We start from the raw sequence: 18,508 nt of genomic DNA, 5'->3' as shown, positions 1-18,508 counted from the left end.
CTTTGAACTACGTAAGTCATACAAAGGAATATATTTTCGAGGATGACCGGCCTTTTTTAAGCTGCCATGCTTCAACATTAGAGCTGCTGCCTAACGGTGATATTATTGCCGCCTGGTTCGGAGGGACCCGGGAGAAAGCAGGGGATGTCGCTATTTGGACATCTCACAGACGGAACGGAAGCTGGACTTATCCTGTAAAAGCAGCCGACGAGGAGGATATCCCGCTGTGGAACCCGGTGCTTTTCCTCAGGGATGACGGCGTGCTCTTCCTCTATTATAAAGTCGGCGCAAGCATCTCCGAATGGGTGACGATGGTCATTCGTTCAACGGACAACGGCATGACTTGGAGTGATCCCGTTCCCTTGGTGGAGGGAGATGTAGGGGGAAGAGGCCCGGTCAAAAACAAGCCGATTGTGCTGCAAAAAGGTACTCTTGCGGCCCCTGCGTCATTGGAGCCCGCATGGGATTGCTTCGTCGATCTCTCCGCCGACGGGGGAGAAACCTGGGTCCGAAGCGAAACGGTTCCACTCGATCACAGCGGCTTATTGGGCAAAGGCGTCATTCAACCGACTCTATGGGAATCGGAGCCGGGAAACGTACACATGCTCATGCGCAGCACGGAAGGGGCCATTTACCGGAGCGATTCGGAGGATGGGGGCAAGACGTGGTGTGCGGCCTATCGAACCGGGTTGCCGAACAATAACAGCGGCATTGATCTGGTGAAGACGGACACTGGCACGCTGGCTTTGGTGTATAATCCCGTCCGTCCGGAAGAGGGGAAGACGAAAGGGCCGAGAACACCGCTTGTCGTCCGGTTGTCCGTTGATAACGGGCAAACATGGGAGCACGAGCTTCTAATCGATGAAGGCGAAGGGCAGTATTCCTATCCCGCGGCTATAGCCAATGGGAATGATTTGTTAATAACTTATACGTGGAAGAGGGAACGTATCGCTTTTTGCCGTATTACCATTGCGGAATAAGTCTGATTGCCCTATACATTGAGCACATAAACACCACTCTCCTGTCACGGGAGTCTACTATATTAATACTTAGCAGCAGTTGAGTCATGGTAATGGCAGAAGCACAAGGAGGGGTTCCATGCCGACGGAAAGCTTATGGGACGAAGATTTACGGGCGGGTAACAAAGCGCTTCGCACGCTCCCGGGAGCCTTATTGCTTGGTTCCACCGGAGCGCGGCTGTGGGCCGATTATGTCGAGCCGAGGCCGGGATTTTCCGGCAGGTTCGACTTTATACATAAGGTCAATATTCCATTGCTCTATTCGGTGGTAACGAATCGGGTAAAAAGCTTCGAGCCTTGCCGAACCGAATGGTTTCCGAGCCATTTGGCGATGGAGTATGTTGGAAGCCGGTTATCGTTAACCGAGAGGAAATTCATTACATGGGACGACTGTGCCGTATCGTGTCAAACTTGGACGAACTTAAGCGGAGAAGACCTTGTCTTGAAGCTGGAGACATATGGCAGCTCCTTTACGGTAAGGGACGGGGAGCTGCTGCAGGGCGGGTTTCCTATTGAGCATTACAGCTTCGATTTGACAGGTATCATCGCGGTTAGCGATCCTGCGTTACTGGATGAGCTGCGGCTGAAGCCCGGTGAGTCGAAGGAGCTTGTCATCTGTGCTGCATTAGGCATAGAGGGACAGGACGATCCGGATAGGTTGAAACGACGGGCCGCCGGGTACGCAAAGTCGGCAAAGACGGCCGATGACATCGTGGCAGCGTACAGAAGTGAATATCAAGCCTGGTTCGACAAGGCGCCAACCTTTGAGAGCAGCGACGCGTTGTTGGACAAAACGTGGAAGTACCGCTGGTTTCTGCTGCGACACAATTTGGCCGATCCGCGGTATGGGCATTTGACTTATCCGTTATTTTACGAGGGAAGGTCTCATAAGAAAAGCAAGAGGCCGTTCGACAAAGGAGGCTGGGAGTTCAGCAAGCTGATCAACCTGTCCGTGCCGCTGCATTTGATGGATGCCAGGTGGTATCACGATCCGGTTTATTGCGAAGGCGCTTTGCAGAATATGAAGCAAGGAGCCGATGAGACCGGCATGTTTTGCTGCTTGACGGTGGACACCGTCATGCACTCCTTCGCCAACTTTTCCTGCTGGGCCGCCTATAAGCTGTATTTAGTGCATCAAAATCGGGATGTAATCACGGAGCTGCTGCCGGCGTTGAAGCAGCAAATCTCGTCGTGGAAGCACGTTCATGGTAACGAGAACGATCAATTGATGATTGAGCATAAGCACACAAGGACCGGAAAGGAATATCAGCCAAGCTATTGGTACTTCCATAACTATCCGAAAAATCCGAAGGATATGTCGACCTATACTCATTTGAAACGGGTGGACCGCGCCGTATACCATTACTTGAACGCTCTGGGTGTAGCCAAGCTGTGCGAGCTGTGCGGGGATACGGATTCGGAAGGCTATTATAAGCTGGCTGACGAGATCAAGCGGGATATTATTGCGAAAATGTGGGATGACGAAACAGCTTATTTCTACGACCTGCATTATCAGACCGACGAGAAGGCGCTGGTCAAAAATATTGTCGGGATCTATCCGGGCTGGGCGGAAATGATCGACGAGCGGTTCAACGGGATGATCGAGCATCTGTTTAACGATCAGGAGTTTCACACGAACTGCCCGTTCCCGTCGGTTTCAGCCGATTGTCCTGCGTATTCAAAGGACGGAGGATGGATGGGCCATTTCGTCAAAGGTCGTAACGGCTGCGTCTGGGACGGTCCTACATGGCCTTATACGAATTCGATTGCACTTGATGCTCTCGCCAAAGAAAGCAAGCGGAGAAACCATGAATTCGATGAGGCATTCGCTCATTATTTCCGCGAATACTCGTTCCTTCATTTTATGCAGAGGGACCTCAACCAACCGGGTCTCGTAGAGCATTACAACAGCGAAACCGGGGAACCGCTGAGCGACGAACAGGAATATAACCATTCCTACTACATTGATCTGTTAATTACTCATATTGCGGGATTGTCCGTTGAAGCGGATCGGATCCTACTTGATCCGCTCGATATCGGCCTGGATTACTTTACTCTGGACCGAATTAAGGCAGCGGGACTGAACCTGCGCCTTACTTACCGGAAGCCGGGGACAAGTGCGCAGTCCATGCATACGAATATGGGCGAGGAGGGCTACCGGCTGTATGTAAACGGCGAATTGAAGTTTAGCAGCGACTCGCTTTGCCGGACAGAACTGCTATTGAGCGACTTAAGCCATTAGAGGAAGCGGGAAATTGGGGGAGAGCGAAGGCATCCAAGATGGGAGCTAGAGAGTGCTCAAGACGCGATCTGCCGCATGAAGAGGGAGATGACGGACGTGTACGAGAATTTGGAAAATGTAGGCATCGCCCATTTCGACGTAAAGAGTCAGCTGCCGAGATGGGTCTATGAGCAGGCTATGCAGGCAGCACGAAAGGGCGAAGAAGCACGGGCTGCAATTAAGGATAAGCATACTTTGGAACAGCGGCAGCAAGCCATTCGCGAAGGCTTGGAGCGTTGTATCGGCGGAATGCCCTCCTCCGATACTCCATTAAACGCCAAGATTACCGGAACGGTAGCGGGAAACGGGTTTCGGGTAGAAAAGGTCCTGTTCGAGCCAAGACCTCATGTCTATGCGACAGCCAACGTCTATATTCCCGATTCACTCGTTACGCCGGGAGGCGCTGTACTGCTGCTGTGCGGACATCGCGAGCAGGCGAAGCATTGCGATGAATACCAGACCGTGTGCCACTATTTGGTTCACGCCGGTTTGGTCGTCATGTCGCTCGATCCAGTCGGCCAGGGAGAGCGGTTCGGCTATTACGATCCCGAGACGAAGCAGGCTCCGATGACCAGCGTAACCGAGCACGAGAATGTGGGCAGGCAGTGCATGCCTCTCGGAGATAGTCTTGCCCGCTATATGCTCCATGATGCCGTACGAGCTATCGATTATTTGTGCACAAGGCCTGAAGTCGATCCGGCTCGTATCGGTGTGACCGGACATTCCGGTGGAGGCACGCAAACCTCTCTTGTTATGATGTACGACAAGAGGATTGCTGCAGCCGCGCCAGGCGGATTTATTATGAACCGGCCGTACTTTTTGCTCACAGGGAAAGCGCAGGATGCCGAGCAAAAATGGCCCGGATTCTCCGCCCATGGCTTCGATCATGAGGACATCATCCTGGCGATGGCCCCGCGGCCGGTATGCGTTCTTGCTACAACGTACGACTCCGTTCCTATTGAAGGACCCCGGCATACGGTGGCCGTTAACCGCAGCTTTTGGGAAATGTATGGCCGAAGCGATGACTTGCGCCTATTCGAGGATGAAAATGTGCACAAATTTACGCTGCCGCTCGCCAGGACTGCCGCGGCCTTTTTTTCCAAGCATTTGCTGGGTAAAGAGTACGTTTCAGCGGACGATCAAATCCAGCTCATTCCGAACGAGCAGCTGTGGTGCACTCACAGCGGGCAAGTGATCGGGGAAATCGAGCAGGCCAGAAGCGTATTTGATGAGAATGTGGAACGGCTTGCGCATTTCGAGAAGGCGAGAGAAGCGTTGTCCGGCGAGGAACGAAAGAGCAGAGCTTTAGCGTGGCTGAGAAAGAGCGTATTTTACAACAGGACTCAGTGCGACCTGAACCCCCGGCCTTCGGGAGGAGGCGAAGTGGACAATATGTGGGTGCTTCGCACGATATGGTGGAGCCAGCCCGGATTGTTGAATCATGCGCTGCAATTTTACGATTCGCAGCTCCACGGACAACGAGTTCCAGTAACGATCGCCGTGTGGGACGGAGGAACGAGCCAGCTGGAAACGCACGGCTCCTGGATTGAAGAAACCTGCGCTGCCGGCCGCATCGTTATGGTATTGAATCCGACGGGGATCGGACCGCTGCTGCCGCACTTGAATTCCCCAACGGACAAACCGTTCAAACGGTTCGGCGTGATGGATAGGCATACCGACGAGCTGATGTGGCTTGGCGACAGCATGGCTGCCGTGAGAACCTACGACGTGCTGCGAGCGATTCAGCTGGCATCCGAGCTGAAGACGGTCGATTCCAGCGATATCCAGCTTTACGGAAGCGGACGTTACGCAATTTATGCGGAGCTCGCGGCTCTACTGGATTCCCGTGTCCAGAGCGTTCGATTGGTCGAATCAATGGGCAGCCTTGCAGGCTGGATCAAGGAGCCGTTTTACGATGAAACAGACTCGCTCAGCTTCATTCTCCCTGGGATGCTGCGTTATTTCGATCTTCCGGATGCGGAGCGTTGGCTCAGAGAAGAAGGACGGTTGTTTGATTCCAGCACGCTGCTGAAGAGTCATACGGCGAGCTGACCGTTTACGATAGATGCTAAGTAGGCTGACCATGGAATAAAGTATATGCCCTACAACAAAACAAGCTGACTTTGCTCTATCGCAAAGGTCAGCTTGTTTGTGTTTATTAGTCCTGTAAAGCTCGTGAAGATTTGCGCACAACAAGCCGCGTATCTACGAAAGCTTTAATGTTTACGCGATCTCCGTTATCGATCATACTCATCAGCTTCTTGACGGCCATCTCGGCGATGGTTTCTTTCTCCACATGGATCGTCGTCAATTCCGGAGTAATGACTACAGATTCATGGATGTTGTCAAAGCCGACGACGGATATGTCGTCCGGAACGCGCAATCCGGCTTCTGCTAGCGATTTGATAACACTAATGGCAATATAATCGCACTCGCAAAATAATGCTGTCGGCATGGAGCCCTTGCGTTCCAGGAATAGGGAAACCAGGCTCGGCTGAGCCGTAATGGCCGTTGGGGGACTCGCGAATACGTCGGAGTCCTTCAGCGATTCTCCGTTCTCCTCCAGGCAGGCGAGAAACCCTTGCTTCCTTCTATCGAAATTGTACATCCGGTAACTGGATTGTACATATCCGATCCTCCGATGTCCAAGCTCCAATAAATGCTGAGCCGCTTGATAAGCACCCATTCGATTGTTCATTACGATGAAATTGGTTTGCTCTGTTTCGAAGCAGGTGTCGAGTACAACCAGATTCGGCTGGATGTTCGTAATGAGGCGGATTTGTTCTCGAGATAAATTCGTACCTAATAAGATAATGCCGTTGGACTCGTTTTCCGTCTCCAATTGATCAATCTGCTGCTCTAACTGATCGGAAGGCACGGAGGAAAACAATAAGGAATAGCCGTTCGTCCGGCATTGCTCCTCAAAGCATCGAATCAACTCCATGAAGAATGGCTGCTGCGCATAATGCTCCGATACGATTCCGGAATTAGTGCAGGCGACAAACCGTAAAATTTGGGAGGTTCCGCCCGTTTTTTCGGGCCGGGACTGGGTACGGGGAATATAGCCGCCTTCTTTGGCAATATTGATAATTTTGAGCCGGGTTTCCGGACTGATACCCGGTTTGCCGTTGAGCGCCAGGGATACCGCAGATTTGGATACATTCGCCAGCTTGGCGATATCCTCTATTTTCAATAGGATGCACTCCTTTGAGCTGTAGCTGATTTTTTCGTTCGGGATAAGTTCACTAAACATTATACTAAATGAGAATCTGCTAGACAAGAAACGATCCTAAGTGTCTAAAAAAGTTTAGTTGTATTAAACCCGGTTTAGTATGCAGCAAAAGCAGTATTAAGGGACTACTAAAATATTGATCGAGTTAGTCTTATTTTGCAAAGTGAACAGTCTGCAGCCCTATAAGCATGGACAAAAAGCAATCAACCAATCCGCCAAACAACCAACCAGTTGGCCAAACCGATCCAATATTTACTCGAAAAATGCAGTAATAAGGCAGGTTTTGCATCAATCAATCCTTGTAATAACGCTCGAATTGTGGAAATAGCGTATTTGTACATGCGATGGAGGAATGGTCGATTGATCGTCTTAAACCTTAACAGGTATGATGAGCGAGACGAAAAACGAAGGAGGTTTGTGGTGGTGGCAGAAGTATACAACCGAAAAATGACAGAATCCACCAAAGCGCCGGCAGGGAAATTACACTCCTATGTGAACCTATACCTGACGAATGTGAAAAGACATTGGATGCTATATTTGATGGTTCTTCCCGGCGTGCTGTTCTACCTAGTGTTTAAATACGTGCCTTTGGCCGGAAGCGTAATCGCATTCCAAAACTATCAAATATTTAAAGGAATTACGGGTAGCGCTTGGGTCGGTTTAGACAATTTTAGGTTTATTTTTACTTATCAGGATTTCTACCACGTGTTGAGAAACACGGCGATGATCGCGCTCTATCAGCTGGTATTCGGTTTTCCGGCACCGATCATTCTCGCTCTTCTATTAAATGAATTAAGAATTATGCTCGCCAAGCGGGTCATTCAAAGCTTGTTCTACCTGCCGCACTTTCTGTCTTGGGTAGTCGTCGGAGGTATCGTATTCGAGCTTCTCTCCACCCAAGGCGTGGCCAATATGGTCCGCGGCTGGTTCGGCCTCGAACCGATTTTGTTCATGCAGGAGCAAGCGTATTTTCGTACCATTGTCGTCATATCCAGCATTTGGAAGGAAATCGGCTGGGGAACGATCATTTATCTTGCGGCGATTGCGGGAATTAATCCGAATTTGTACGAAGCCGCGGTTATGGACGGTGCCAACCGGTGGAAGCAGACGATTCATATTACGCTTCCGGTTATGTTCCCGACGATTCTCGTACTGTTCTTATTGAATATAGGTAACTTCCTGGAGCTCGGCTTCGACCAGATTTATAACCTGTTAACGCCAATGACCTATTCCGTCGGCGACATTATTGAAACGTATGTTTACCGTGCAGGGGTTCTGCAGGGACAATACAGTGTGACGACGGCCATCGGATTATTCCAATCCGTCATCGGTTTTACGCTGCTGTGGATTTTTAACCGGATGGCACGAAAAACAGAACAGGGGTTATGGTAATGAAACAAACGTTAGGGGAAAAAATATTCCAGGTAATCAATTACTTGCTTCTCGCGGCGGCTGCCGCTACGATGCTGCTGCCCTTGGTTCATCTGCTTGCCGTATCCTTTAGCTCGCCCATTGCCGCAGACTCCAAGGAGGTGTTTCTGCTTCCCGTAGACTTTACGACGGCATCGTGGACGCATATTTTGCAAAATAAAGGGCTGTGGGGCTCCTTCGGCATCACTGTGTACATTACGGTCTTAGGTACGCTGCTCAGCATGCTGTTCTCGGTGCTTATGGCGTATCCGTTAGCCCATAAGGAATTTCTTGTTCGCAAGCCGATTATGCTGGGGATTATCGTCACCATGATTTTCAATGCGCCGCTCATTCCGTTCTTCTTGACGGTTCGGGAGATGGGGCTTATGAATTCGCTCTGGGCTTTGATTCTTCCCGGATTGATCGGGACCTTCAATATGATTATCATCCGAACCTTCTTTATGGGGCTGCCGGCGGAGCTGTACGACTCGGCCCGAATCGACGGATGTAACGACGCGGGTGTGCTGTTCCGCATCTTCCTGCCGCTCTCCAAGCCCGTTCTGGCAACGGTCAGCTTGTTCTATGCCGTAGGGTACTGGAATTCATTCCAGCGCGCCGTATTGTTTATCCGCAATCCGGATTTATGGCCGCTTCAGGTTAAGCTTCGAGCTTATTTGCAATCGCCGGAGGAGCTGGCAGCCGTCAACATGTTCTTGGGCGACTACGATTTCAATACGACGACTTTGAAGGCGGCAACGATACTTTTTGCAACTATTCCTATCGTTTTGGTGTATCCTTATTTGCAAAAGTATTTCGTAAAAGGCTCCATGCTAGGCTCGCTGAAAGAATAACGCCTATGGTATTAAGCTCCATGTTCAGCTTGATATAGAGATCATTTCATTTATTAAAAGGGAGGAACAAACAGCATGTCGAAACAGATGCTTAGAAAAACGACGACATGGTCGGCATTAATCGCGCTTGCCGCAACTGCCGCACTCAGCGGATGCTCCAGCGCAGGGGAGAATAAATCCGGTTCTAACGGTAAGGACGGAAAATCCGTTCAAGTCAAAGTGTTCAAAAGCCATATGGGCGTCGGATCCATTCCGGACAGCAATAACGCTCACGTGAAGTATGTCGCCGAGAAGACAGGTGTGGAATATCAATTGATAACAACGCCTCCAGGCTCGGAACCGACGGAATACCTCAATCTGCTGATCGCGTCGGACGACATGCCGGATATACTCCGTCCGATCGGGGGCATCGAGCAAACGCTGATTCAACAAGGCGGAGCGCTGCCGCTGGATGATTTGCTACCGAAATACGCTCCGAACGTGTGGAAGAACATTCCTAAGGAAGCATGGGACATTGTGCGCTCGGCTTCGGCTGACGGACATATCTATTATGTGCCGAAGGTGTTCCTAGTTCCTGAACGGGCACCGATGATCCGCAAGGATTGGCTGGACAAGGTCGGACTTCCAATGCCGAAGACGGCGGAGGAGTACAAGGAGGTTCTGCGGGCATTCCGCGACAAGGACCCGAACGGCAACGGGCAGAAGGACGAGCTTCCGACCTCGGGACGGGAATTCGGCAAATGGATGGATCATCTCTTCGGCATGTATGGTGTCGCGATGTGGGAAGGAAGCCCTGAATGGGACATCTATGAAGGCAAAATTCAATATGCCGGCGTGACCAAGAATATGAAGGCAGCCATTGCTTATATTCGCGACCTTTACAAAGAGAAGCTGCTGGACAACGAAACCTTCTTGAACAAGGGCGATGTGTGGCAGGCCAAAATCAACAACAACCTGGTCGGCAGCTGGTATCATCTGCCTGCCAACGTGCGCGACCGTTATAACGCGATGCTGAAGGGTGCGCCGGATGCGTATATCGTGGGAATGCCGATGCCGAAGGTCGAGGGCTTCCAAGGCTTCGTTACTCAGAAAAGCATGGGCGAGCCGGAATGGATTATCCCGCTGGCGGCCAAAGACAAAGCGGAAGCGTCCCTGAAGCTCTTGGACTTTTTCTATGATACAAATAACGACGAATTTGTCCGCTTCGGTATCGAAGGCTTGCAGCATAAGGTGGAAAACGGCAAGAAGGTGCTCCTTCCGCCGGAGGACAGCCGTCCGCTTGCGCTCGGCATGCGCAATCTGACGACGAAAGAGGATATGGACATCCGTATTAAGGAAACGGTTCCTGAAAATATGCAAAAAATGGTGTCGGATATGTTTGTCGTGAACACGGCGGATGCTCGCCGTATCGCAGGAGACGGCCTGCCGAACACCGTATATGAAGGCTTCCCGGATATTCAATCGCACAAGCTTTTCCAGGAATACGTAACCAAAATCGTTATCGGCGACTGGCCGCTGGAGAAGTTCGACGAATTCGTAGACCGTTGGAACAAATCCGGTGGTGAAACAGTTACCAAGCGTGTTCAGGACTGGTATGCCAAAGTAAAAAAATAGCGGGACAAGCTAGCAGGTGACCTGCCGGAGAATATTTCTCCGGCGATGGCGCCTGCTGCTCATTCCGGTGCGCATCTAGAAGATAGCGTAAGAAAGGACGGTACGATGAAGAAGAAAAGATATGCAATCTGTGGAGTAAGCGGCAGAGCGCTCGGGATGTTCGCCAAGCCGATCTTGTCCACATTCGCGGGCACATGCGAGCTTGTAGGCTTGCTGGACCGGGATCCGATGCGCTTCGAGCTGTATCGCACTCGTTTTCCCGAGAATGCGGATGTGAAAACTTATAATGAACACGAATTCGACCGGATGGTGGATGAAACGCGTCCGGACGTCATTATCGTAGCGGGCCGCGACGACACGCACGCGCAATATTTGATAGCCGCGCTGCGTCGTGATCTGGATGTTATTACAGAGAAGCCTATGGTCACGACAGGCGAAGATAGCCGGCGCGTGATGGAGGCGGAGAAGGAAAGCAAAGGAAGCGTCACTGTAACGTTCAATTACCGGTACGCGCCGATCCATACCAGAATCAAGGAGCTGGTGCTGGAAGGGAAGCTGGGCCGGATTACGTCGATCGATCTGAACTGGTATTTGGATACGTACCATGGCTCCAGCTACTTCAAGCGTTGGAATAGGGTTCGCGAGCTGTCCGGCGGATTGTCCATCCACAAATGTACCCATCACTTCGATTTGGTGAACTGGTGGATCGGGCAGAAGCCGGTGGAGGTATTCGCCTACGGAGCGCTGAACTACTACGGCGCCGAAGGAGAGCTGAACCCGAAGAAGGAAGACGGCAGGTTCTGCAGCACCTGTGAGTACACTGCGGATTGTACCTATTACTCGCGATGGAACGCCCGCAGCAAAAACATTCGTGTTCCCGATGACCACTTGGGTTCGCTGGAAGCGGGCAAATCGTCGTTCCCGTATTCCGACTATCGCCCGGATCAATGCATCTTCGATTCGCAAATCAATATCGAGGATACGTACTCCGCAACAATTAAGTATAACGAAGGCGCCTTGCTCAGCTATTCGGTCAATTTCTCCTTGCCGTACGAAGGGTACCGTCTGGCCATTAACGGAACGAAAGGCCGGTTGGAAACGATGGAATACCATATGCCGGGCAGAACTCCGTTTCCGACCCCGGTGCAAACGATCGATTATCTCCCGCTGTTCGGTTCCAAAGAAACGTTTCATGTGGTTCACCGCGAAGGAGGACACGGCGGCGGCGATCCGCTGCTGCTGGAGGACCTGTTCATGGGCGAGGATCCTGCGCGCCCGTACCGCATTTTATCCGGCGCAGAAGATGGAGCTTATTCAGTGGCTGCAGGCGAAGCCGTATGGCGCTCGGTTAAGGAGCATCGTCCGGTTACGATCGAAGAAGTGCTCGGAGGCAGTCATAAGTAGAATTAGCTGCCCAGGGCAACGAAGGAGGATACAAAGAAGTGAGCCCTTATTTTAATCCAATAGAAAGCATTGCTTCACAAACATCCGGCACGGATATCCCTCATGTGCTGGCCGTCATGGCTCAGCGATATGTTGGCGACAATCCGCCGCATGGACCAGTATATCGGGTTACCAGAGACAGCGAGATTCTCAAGCAGGATCATCATCTTTATCAGTTTCCTATAGGCAGCATGTTCCCTGAGCTGAAGGAAGGCCAGCGCGTATACGCTTGGGCCAAGCTTTGGGTGGACCAGGCGCAGGACTTTATTTTCCATGTGCGCTGCTACGGTCCTGTGCGGCTGTACCACAACGGCGAAAAGCGCTTCGGTTCCGCTCCGGAAGAGGAGTCGGAGGGAGCCGCGCTGATAAAGCTGAAGGTTGCCCTGCTGCGTGGCTGGAATCACTTCGTGCTGGAGCTGGGCAAAAATGCAGCCGGGGGCAGCGGCGCGGAGTTCGGTACGGGCAATCGCAAAAACAAGCCGTATCACTTCCTTGCTCCTTCAACGGATCGCGAAGGGGAGGAAGGCTGGATTTATACGGCTCCCGTGGATTCGGCCCTCAAGTCGATTCCCGGAGCTTCCCAAGCGGAAGCGAGCACCGGTGCGGAATGGCTTCCTTCCCGAGGGGATGCTCTTGAGGAATCCGGCGGGCTGCAGGCGCTTTACGGACATCGTCCCGGAGCATCCGCCTATGCATGGACGACGATTGTGAACAATTCTGCAGCCGTGGAACGGGTAACGATCGAAGGAACGGCCTATGGCCCAATCTCGTTCGTGCTTGAAGGCAGTGAAATCTATAGCGTGTCCCGCCGCGGAGACTTTTCCCTGCAAGTGGATGCAAAACCCGGCAAACAGGAGCTTCTCGTGCAATGTATTGCGAGAGAAGACGGCTGGGGATTTCAGGCGGAGCTTACATCCTCGAAGGTAGAGCTGGCTTGTCCGCGCCGCATTCACGGCTACGAAGGCCAATGGCTGTATTTGGGCCCGTTTCCAGCAGATACCCAAGTAGATGCTGCCGAATATCTCATGTTGGATACGATAGCAGATGGCGATGGAGGCTCGATCTTCTGGACGACGGACGAGCCCGGCGCCAATATTCGGCCGTTTCTCGAGAACGAGCTGTTCGGAAGATGGAACTACCCGCTCGGCGTTACGCTGTTCGGACTTCTTGAAACAGGCAGCGTGCTGCGCAGGGATGATCTATTGGACTATGTGAGCCGCCATGTCGAGTTTGCAACATCAACGTACGCTTATTCTCTATGGGACCGCGAACGCTATGGCGCAGCAGGGCTGAATAATCAGCTGTCTCATATCGACAGCCTGGATGACTGCGGGTCGTTCGGGGCACTGGCGATCCTTGCGGATCGTATCCGCCCTTTGAAAGGGGCACAGCCTATTTTTGACGATATAGCACATTATATTATGAACGAGCAGGACCGCATGGAGGATGGAGCTTTGTACCGCCATATCGGCGTATCTCCAAGCATGCACAACACGATGTGGTGCGACGATATGTATATGAGCGTTCCTTTTTTATGCAGGTACGCTGAGCTTACCGGCGATCTTCGCTATATCGATGAAGCGGCCCGGCAGCTTTTGCTATATAAGAAGTATTTGTTCATGCCGGAGCAAAGCATTATGTCCCATGTGTATGACGTGAATCTTGGCAAACAGTCCCGAACGACCTGGGGCCGGGGCAACGGCTGGGTCTTCTTTTCACTGGCTGTGCTGCTTGCCGTCCTTCCTAGAGAGAATGAGCGCTATGCGGAGATTCTTTCCTTCTACCGCGAGCTGGCCGAGGGGTACCGCAAACTTCAGGGGATACATGGTTTATGGCATCAGGTATTAACCGATCCTGAATCCTACGAGGAGGCTTCTTGCACCTCGATGTTCATGTACGGCTTCGCTTTAGGAGTTCGACATGGCTGGCTGGAATATCAGGATCCGTATGTTCGTGCGGTATTGCAGGGATGGGAAGGCTTGTGTGATCGTGCTATCGACAAGCGCGGCAATCTGTACGGAGTGTGCAAGGGGTCCAGCTGGTCCTATCACAACGCGTATTACAAGCATGATTTGGGTTGGAATCTTAATGATACTCACGGTATCGGCATAGTACTGCTGGCAGGGATTGAAACGGAGCGAATGAAAGAACATCTGGGCTTGTAAGGCTGAAGCGAAGGGGAAAACCAGGTTATGCGTGTCTTGGGGGCCGAATCGCGATATAATTGAACAATATTCGGCATAAGGTGGGAACGAATTCGTGATGCAATCCCTCAAGAAATGGCTAAAGTACAATTGGGCTCATACACAAATCCGGCTTGTATTGATTTTGACCGTATCGGTTTTCCTCATCATTCTGGCCGTAAGCCTGACTTCCTATTATACATCCAAATCGGTGCTGCAAGAGGAGCTAAGCGAGCCCCAGCGCCAAATGCTTCAGTTCAACATGAACGTGATCGACGATTCGATCAAAGAGAGCGATCAGGTAGCGATTCAGGTGGCGTTGAATGCCAATGTGTATCAATTTTTGACAAGCGAGGTTCAAAATTCGTACAGCAACATCTCGGAGCTGTATCAGCTGCTGTCCACCTTGGTCAGCAACTCGAAGTATGTGAAGAGTATTTATATTTATGATCTGAAAAGGGGCAGCTTCGTCGCCATCCCTCAAGGCTACAGCTCCAGCAAGCTGACGTTTGACGACTCCGCGTGGATTCGCGTAGCAGACGAGTTTGGGGATAAGATGACGGTCATCAAGAAGAGGCAGGTTCCCGCAGGTGCGAGCAAAAACGGTTCGGAGCTGACGTTGTTCCGAAAGATCAAGCTGCAGGGCGAGTTTAGGGGCATTGTCGCCGTCAATCTGAAGGATGAAGAGCTGTTTTCCAAGCTGAACACAAGCCTTAACGATATTAACCGGATGCGTTACATCATTGACGAGCGTGGAGAAATCTTATACTCCGTATCGAATTTTGAGTTCGATCAGGAAGCGATGGGACAGGTGCTTGCCAAGCTGAAAGAAGAGCATAACGGCGATATCACTTACCGGGACCGTAAGCTGCTGGTGAATCAATTGGAATCCCCCGTAACAGGGTGGAAGTATGTTTCCATTGTTGTGCAGGACAGCCTGCTGGCCAAGTCCAAAAAGGTCCGCGATACCGTATTGCTAGTATCCATTGCCGCATTGGCGCTCGGCGGGGTGACGATCTTCTATATTAATGCCGAGGCGTTTCGGCCGGTGCGGCGGTTGCGGCAGCTGTTCAGTGCCTATGAGCGAAGAGAGGACGGAATGGGAGGCATCGACCTCGAGAAGCTGACCGATGAGCTGATCAGTAACCATGCGCATCTGTCCAGGCTGGTCCGAGAGACGATATCGGAGGCGTCCTCCAAGCTGCTCCACGATATGTATACCGGCAATTTGACCGGCAAACGGGATATTCAGGAGAAGTGGGACCGGTACTTTAGCGATTGGCAGAAGGCTCCGGTATACGTAGCCATTTTGTCGATCGACAAGTTCGAAGAGTGGTTGAGGCGATATTCGGATTCGGACCGGTCGCTGTTAAAATTCGCGTTTGCGAACATTATTGCCGAGCTGTTCGAGCCGCAGTGGCGAATCGTCTGCACCGATTTTGGCAGAGACAAGACCGCTGTTCTGCTGCAGCCTCGTGAGCAAGGGGAATCTGCGGAAAAAAAGCTGTCCGAAGCGATCGGCGTCATCTTCGATTTATTGAAGTTCGGAGTATCCGCGGGCATCAGCACCCCGCAGACGGATGTCACGCGATTAAAGCAAGCTATGCTTGAAGCGGAGAATGCCCTGGCGTACCGCGTATATCAAGGCTATGGCCAAGTGATTCCATTCCATAAGGTGTCGGAGCATGAAGTGAAAGATCCGCTTCCTGTCGGACGCGCGCTTGAAGAGTTGATTCATGCCATTCAAGCGGGAGATGAGCCTACGGCTAACGACGCGATGGATCAAATTTTCAGCCATTTGCGCACACAATACGAATATCCTTCTGCTGTAGTGTCCTTCCTTCAGGAGGTGGCTGAACGGATTGAACAGCTCCATCCTGCGGAGGAGCAGGAGACGGGTCCTGCTTACGAGCAATTCGAGACGCTGCATCTGGACGACATAAGACTGGAGCTGAACCGCAGGATGGTTCCATTGATTCAGCGATATCGGCAGCTTGTTGAAAGCAAAGATTTCATGATGTGCCAGCGCATGATCGACTATATGAAGGAGCATCTCGGAGAGCCGATCGGCATTCCCGAAATCGCCGATTCTATTGGAATCAGCAGTAGTCTTGCCAGCCAGGTGTTCAAGCAGGAGACGGGCGAGACCATATACAACTACTTAACCCAACTGCGTGTAGATCGCGCGGCTGAGCTGCTGATCAAAACCGATTCCCGCATATCGGACATCGCGTTAATGGTAGGCTACCAGCACGAGAACAGCTTTATCCGTATCTTTCGCAAATTTAAAGATATTACCCCCGGCAAGTATCGGGATATGATGAGAACCCGGATGGACTTTCCGATCGAATAAGGACGGGTCCTCCGGCATAAGGTCCAAGGAGGAAATCATATGGATAGACGACGAATCGTAGAAAGACATAATCCCGAGCTGAACAAATTGGATCCGCTGTCCCCATTTTCCGTGGGCAATTCGGAATTTGCCTTCAGCTGCGACATTACCGGGCTGCAGTCGTTCCCGGAGCAGTACGAGGTGCCGCTCGGCACGCAGTCCAATTGGGGCTGGCATTTCACAGGAGGCCCGAACCGGTTTACGGATAAGGATGCCGATCAACAGATGTTCGATACCCACGGCCGGCTCGTAGGCTATCCTATGAAGCCGGGTAACAACCCGGAAGCCTATCATTGGCTGCGGCAAAATCCGCATCGGCTGCAGCTCGGCCGAATTTCCTTCCGGTTTCTTCTGGAGTCCGGCGAGGAAGCTGCGGCAGAAGATATGGCAAACATACAACAGCAATTAAATTTGTGGACTGGAGTCGTAACCAGTGAATATACCGTACAGGGTATTCCTGTTCGCGTAACTACGGCATGCCACGCTGATTCCGATACGGTCGGCGTACGTGTGGAATCTCCGCTGATCGCCCAAGGCCGTCTTCAAGTGTTCATGCGCTTTCCCGCACCCGATATGGTTCATACGGCTTGGGCCAAAGCTGTGTATCCGGATTGGGACAATGACGAACGGCACCGGACACTGCTTACCAAGCTGGAAGCCAGCCGGGCGCTGCTAGAAAGAACGATGGACGAGGACCGTTATGTGGTCGGCTGGGAATGGAGCTCAGGACGTCTGGAGCGATCGGGAACGCATGAGTTCACATTAGTGCCTGAGGTACATGGAGAATTGTTTGAATTTTCTGTTTCCTTTGCTCCGGAATCACCACAGACGGTATCCATCCGTGATATTGTGGAATCCAGCGAGAGAGGCTGGGAGGCATTCTGGATGAACGGAGCGGCCATCGATTTTTCCGGCAGCTCCGACCCGAGAGCTTTCGAGCTGGAACGCCGGGTCGTACTATCTCAGTTCCTGTGCGCCATGCATAGCGGAGGCACCATTCCTCCTCAGGAGACGGGACTCATGTACAACAGCTGGTTCGGCAAGGCTCACTTGGAGATGCATTGGTGGCACGCGTCGCATTTTCCATTATGGGGCAGGGAAGATTACTTGCTGAAGAGCATGAATTGGTATCGCGAGATTCTACCGATCGCTCGTGATTTGGCGGCCTCACAAGGGTATGAAGGCGCCCGCTGGCCCAAAATGGTCGGCTTCGACGGCAAGCCATGCCCATCCCCGGTCGCTCCCGGCCTAATCTGGCAGCAGCCTCATCCTATGGTCCTGGCGGAGATGTGCTACCAAGCGAATCCTTCGCGCGAATTACTGGAGCAATACCGCAATATCGTATTCGAGGCAGCGGATTTCATGGTATCGTACGCTCACTTAGATGAGGAAAAGCGTGTGTTCGATCTCGGGCCTCCATTGATTCCTGCGCAGGAATGCCATCATTTGCACAGCAGCAAGAATCCGCCTTATGAGCTGGAATACTGGAAGCAAGGATTGGAAATTGCGGTACAGTGGGCAGAAAGGCTGAAGGAGGAAGTCAATCCAAGGTGGGTTGAGGTAGCAGCTTCCATGGCTCCACCGCCGCAAGCGGAAGGTGTCTATCTCGCTCATGAGAATTGTCCGGATACATTCACCGAAAAAAATCGGGACCATCCTTCCATGCTAGGTGCTCTTGGCATATTGCCGGGAACTCTGGTTGACCATGAGGTTATGAGGAACACACTGATGAAGGTGAAGGAGGTATGGAAGTGGGATTCCGCCTGGGGCTGGGATTTCCCGATGTGCGCGATGACCGCTGCCAGACTGGGAGAAACGGAGCTGGCGGTTGATTTCCTGCTTATGGATGCGACCAAAAATTCGTATTTGGCCAACGGCCACAATTACCAGCGTCCGGGGCTGACGGCCTATTTGCCGGGGAACGGCGGCTTGTTGACAGCGGTTGCCATGATGGCCTGCGGCTGGAGAGGCAATGAGCAGGCGATGAACCCGGGCTTTCCGAAGGACGGAAGCTGGAACGTGAAGTGGGAAGGGCTTAAGCCGTTTTTGTAAAAAATGCCAATTGGAGAAGGAGGATATGCAG

Annotated in this window: 11 protein-coding genes; 10 read left to right on the top strand and 1 reads right to left on the bottom strand. The window is 51.9% G+C overall.

Annotated elements, in window-relative coordinates; genetic code table 11:
* The first annotated feature begins 2 nt into the window (after positions 1-2).
* From DVH26_RS23510 to DVH26_RS23500, 3 genes are all read left to right on the top strand, one after another.
* Positions 3-980, top strand: a complete 978-nt coding sequence (locus DVH26_RS23510; RefSeq protein ID WP_239626031.1) for a sialidase family protein — start codon at positions 3-5, stop codon at positions 978-980.
* 118 nt (positions 981-1,098) lie between these two features.
* A complete protein-coding gene (locus DVH26_RS23505; RefSeq protein WP_239626029.1) occupies positions 1,099-3,261 on the top strand; it encodes an MGH1-like glycoside hydrolase domain-containing protein in 2,163 nt (720 codons plus the stop codon).
* 87 nt (positions 3,262-3,348) lie between these two features.
* Positions 3,349-5,352: an alpha/beta hydrolase family protein gene (locus DVH26_RS23500; RefSeq protein ID WP_239635469.1), complete on the top strand. Its 2,004-nt coding sequence runs from the start codon at positions 3,349-3,351 to the stop codon at positions 5,350-5,352.
* A 106-nt stretch (positions 5,353-5,458) separates the two neighbouring features.
* On the opposite strand, the gene DVH26_RS23495 is transcribed toward DVH26_RS23500, so the two are convergent.
* Positions 5,459-6,493 carry a LacI family DNA-binding transcriptional regulator gene (locus DVH26_RS23495; protein ID WP_239626027.1) on the bottom strand — a complete coding sequence of 345 codons (1,035 nt, stop codon included), beginning with the start codon at positions 6,491-6,493 and terminating at the stop codon, positions 5,459-5,461.
* 567 nt (positions 6,494-7,060) lie between these two features.
* On the opposite strand from DVH26_RS23495, the gene DVH26_RS23490 reads away from it, so the two are divergent.
* The 7 genes from DVH26_RS23490 to DVH26_RS23460 all read left to right on the top strand — a co-directional run bounded on the left by DVH26_RS23490 (position 7,061) and on the right by DVH26_RS23460 (position 18,477).
* The gene (locus DVH26_RS23490; protein ID WP_239635468.1) at positions 7,061-7,924 is read left to right on the top strand and encodes an ABC transporter permease; all 864 of its coding nucleotides are present in this window, start codon (positions 7,061-7,063) and stop codon (positions 7,922-7,924) included.
* Positions 7,924-8,793, top strand: coding sequence for a carbohydrate ABC transporter permease (locus DVH26_RS23485; RefSeq protein ID WP_239626025.1), 870 nt, complete (start codon positions 7,924-7,926; stop codon positions 8,791-8,793). The genes DVH26_RS23490 and DVH26_RS23485 overlap by 1 nt, the downstream gene beginning before the upstream one ends.
* A 75-nt stretch (positions 8,794-8,868) precedes the next feature.
* Positions 8,869-10,407 (top strand): extracellular solute-binding protein, encoded by a 1,539-nt coding sequence (locus tag DVH26_RS23480; protein ID WP_239626023.1) that lies wholly within the window; start codon positions 8,869-8,871, stop codon positions 10,405-10,407.
* Between the two features lie 105 nt (positions 10,408-10,512).
* Positions 10,513-11,811 carry a Gfo/Idh/MocA family protein gene (locus DVH26_RS23475; RefSeq protein WP_239626021.1) on the top strand — a complete coding sequence of 433 codons (1,299 nt, stop codon included), beginning with the start codon at positions 10,513-10,515 and terminating at the stop codon, positions 11,809-11,811.
* 38 nt (positions 11,812-11,849) lie between these two features.
* Positions 11,850-14,015, top strand: a complete 2,166-nt coding sequence (locus tag DVH26_RS23470; RefSeq protein ID WP_239626019.1) for a glycoside hydrolase family 88/105 protein — start codon at positions 11,850-11,852, stop codon at positions 14,013-14,015.
* Positions 14,016-14,112: 97 nt separating this feature from the next.
* Complete coding sequence (locus tag DVH26_RS23465; RefSeq protein WP_239635467.1) at positions 14,113-16,386, top strand: AraC family transcriptional regulator; 2,274 nt, start codon at positions 14,113-14,115, stop codon at positions 16,384-16,386.
* A gap of 39 nt (positions 16,387-16,425) precedes the next feature.
* Positions 16,426-18,477 carry a glycoside hydrolase family 65 gene (locus DVH26_RS23460; RefSeq protein WP_239626017.1) on the top strand — a complete coding sequence of 684 codons (2,052 nt, stop codon included), beginning with the start codon at positions 16,426-16,428 and terminating at the stop codon, positions 18,475-18,477.
* Positions 18,478-18,508: the final 31 nt, after the last annotated feature.

The organism is Paenibacillus sp. H1-7 (genome assembly GCF_022354825.1).
Classification (GTDB): Bacteria; Bacillota; Bacilli; order Paenibacillales; family NBRC-103111; genus Paenibacillus_S.
The sequence above is the reverse complement of the archived record's forward strand: the minus strand, read 5'-3'. Positions and strand labels throughout refer to the sequence as shown.

Coding starts and splice junctions, on each gene's coding strand:
- DVH26_RS23465 (WP_239635467.1), top strand. CDS start 14,113: ATGCAATCCCTCAAGAAATGGCTAAAGTACAATTGGGCTCATACACAA.
- DVH26_RS23460 (WP_239626017.1), top strand. CDS start 16,426: ATGGATAGACGACGAATCGTAGAAAGACATAATCCCGAGCTGAACAAA.
- DVH26_RS23505 (WP_239626029.1), top strand. CDS start 1,099: ATGCCGACGGAAAGCTTATGGGACGAAGATTTACGGGCGGGTAACAAA.
- DVH26_RS23485 (WP_239626025.1), top strand. CDS start 7,924: ATGAAACAAACGTTAGGGGAAAAAATATTCCAGGTAATCAATTACTTG.
- DVH26_RS23480 (WP_239626023.1), top strand. CDS start 8,869: ATGTCGAAACAGATGCTTAGAAAAACGACGACATGGTCGGCATTAATC.
- DVH26_RS23490 (WP_239635468.1), top strand. CDS start 7,061: ATGCTATATTTGATGGTTCTTCCCGGCGTGCTGTTCTACCTAGTGTTT.
- DVH26_RS23500 (WP_239635469.1), top strand. CDS start 3,349: ATGACGGACGTGTACGAGAATTTGGAAAATGTAGGCATCGCCCATTTC.
- DVH26_RS23475 (WP_239626021.1), top strand. CDS start 10,513: ATGAAGAAGAAAAGATATGCAATCTGTGGAGTAAGCGGCAGAGCGCTC.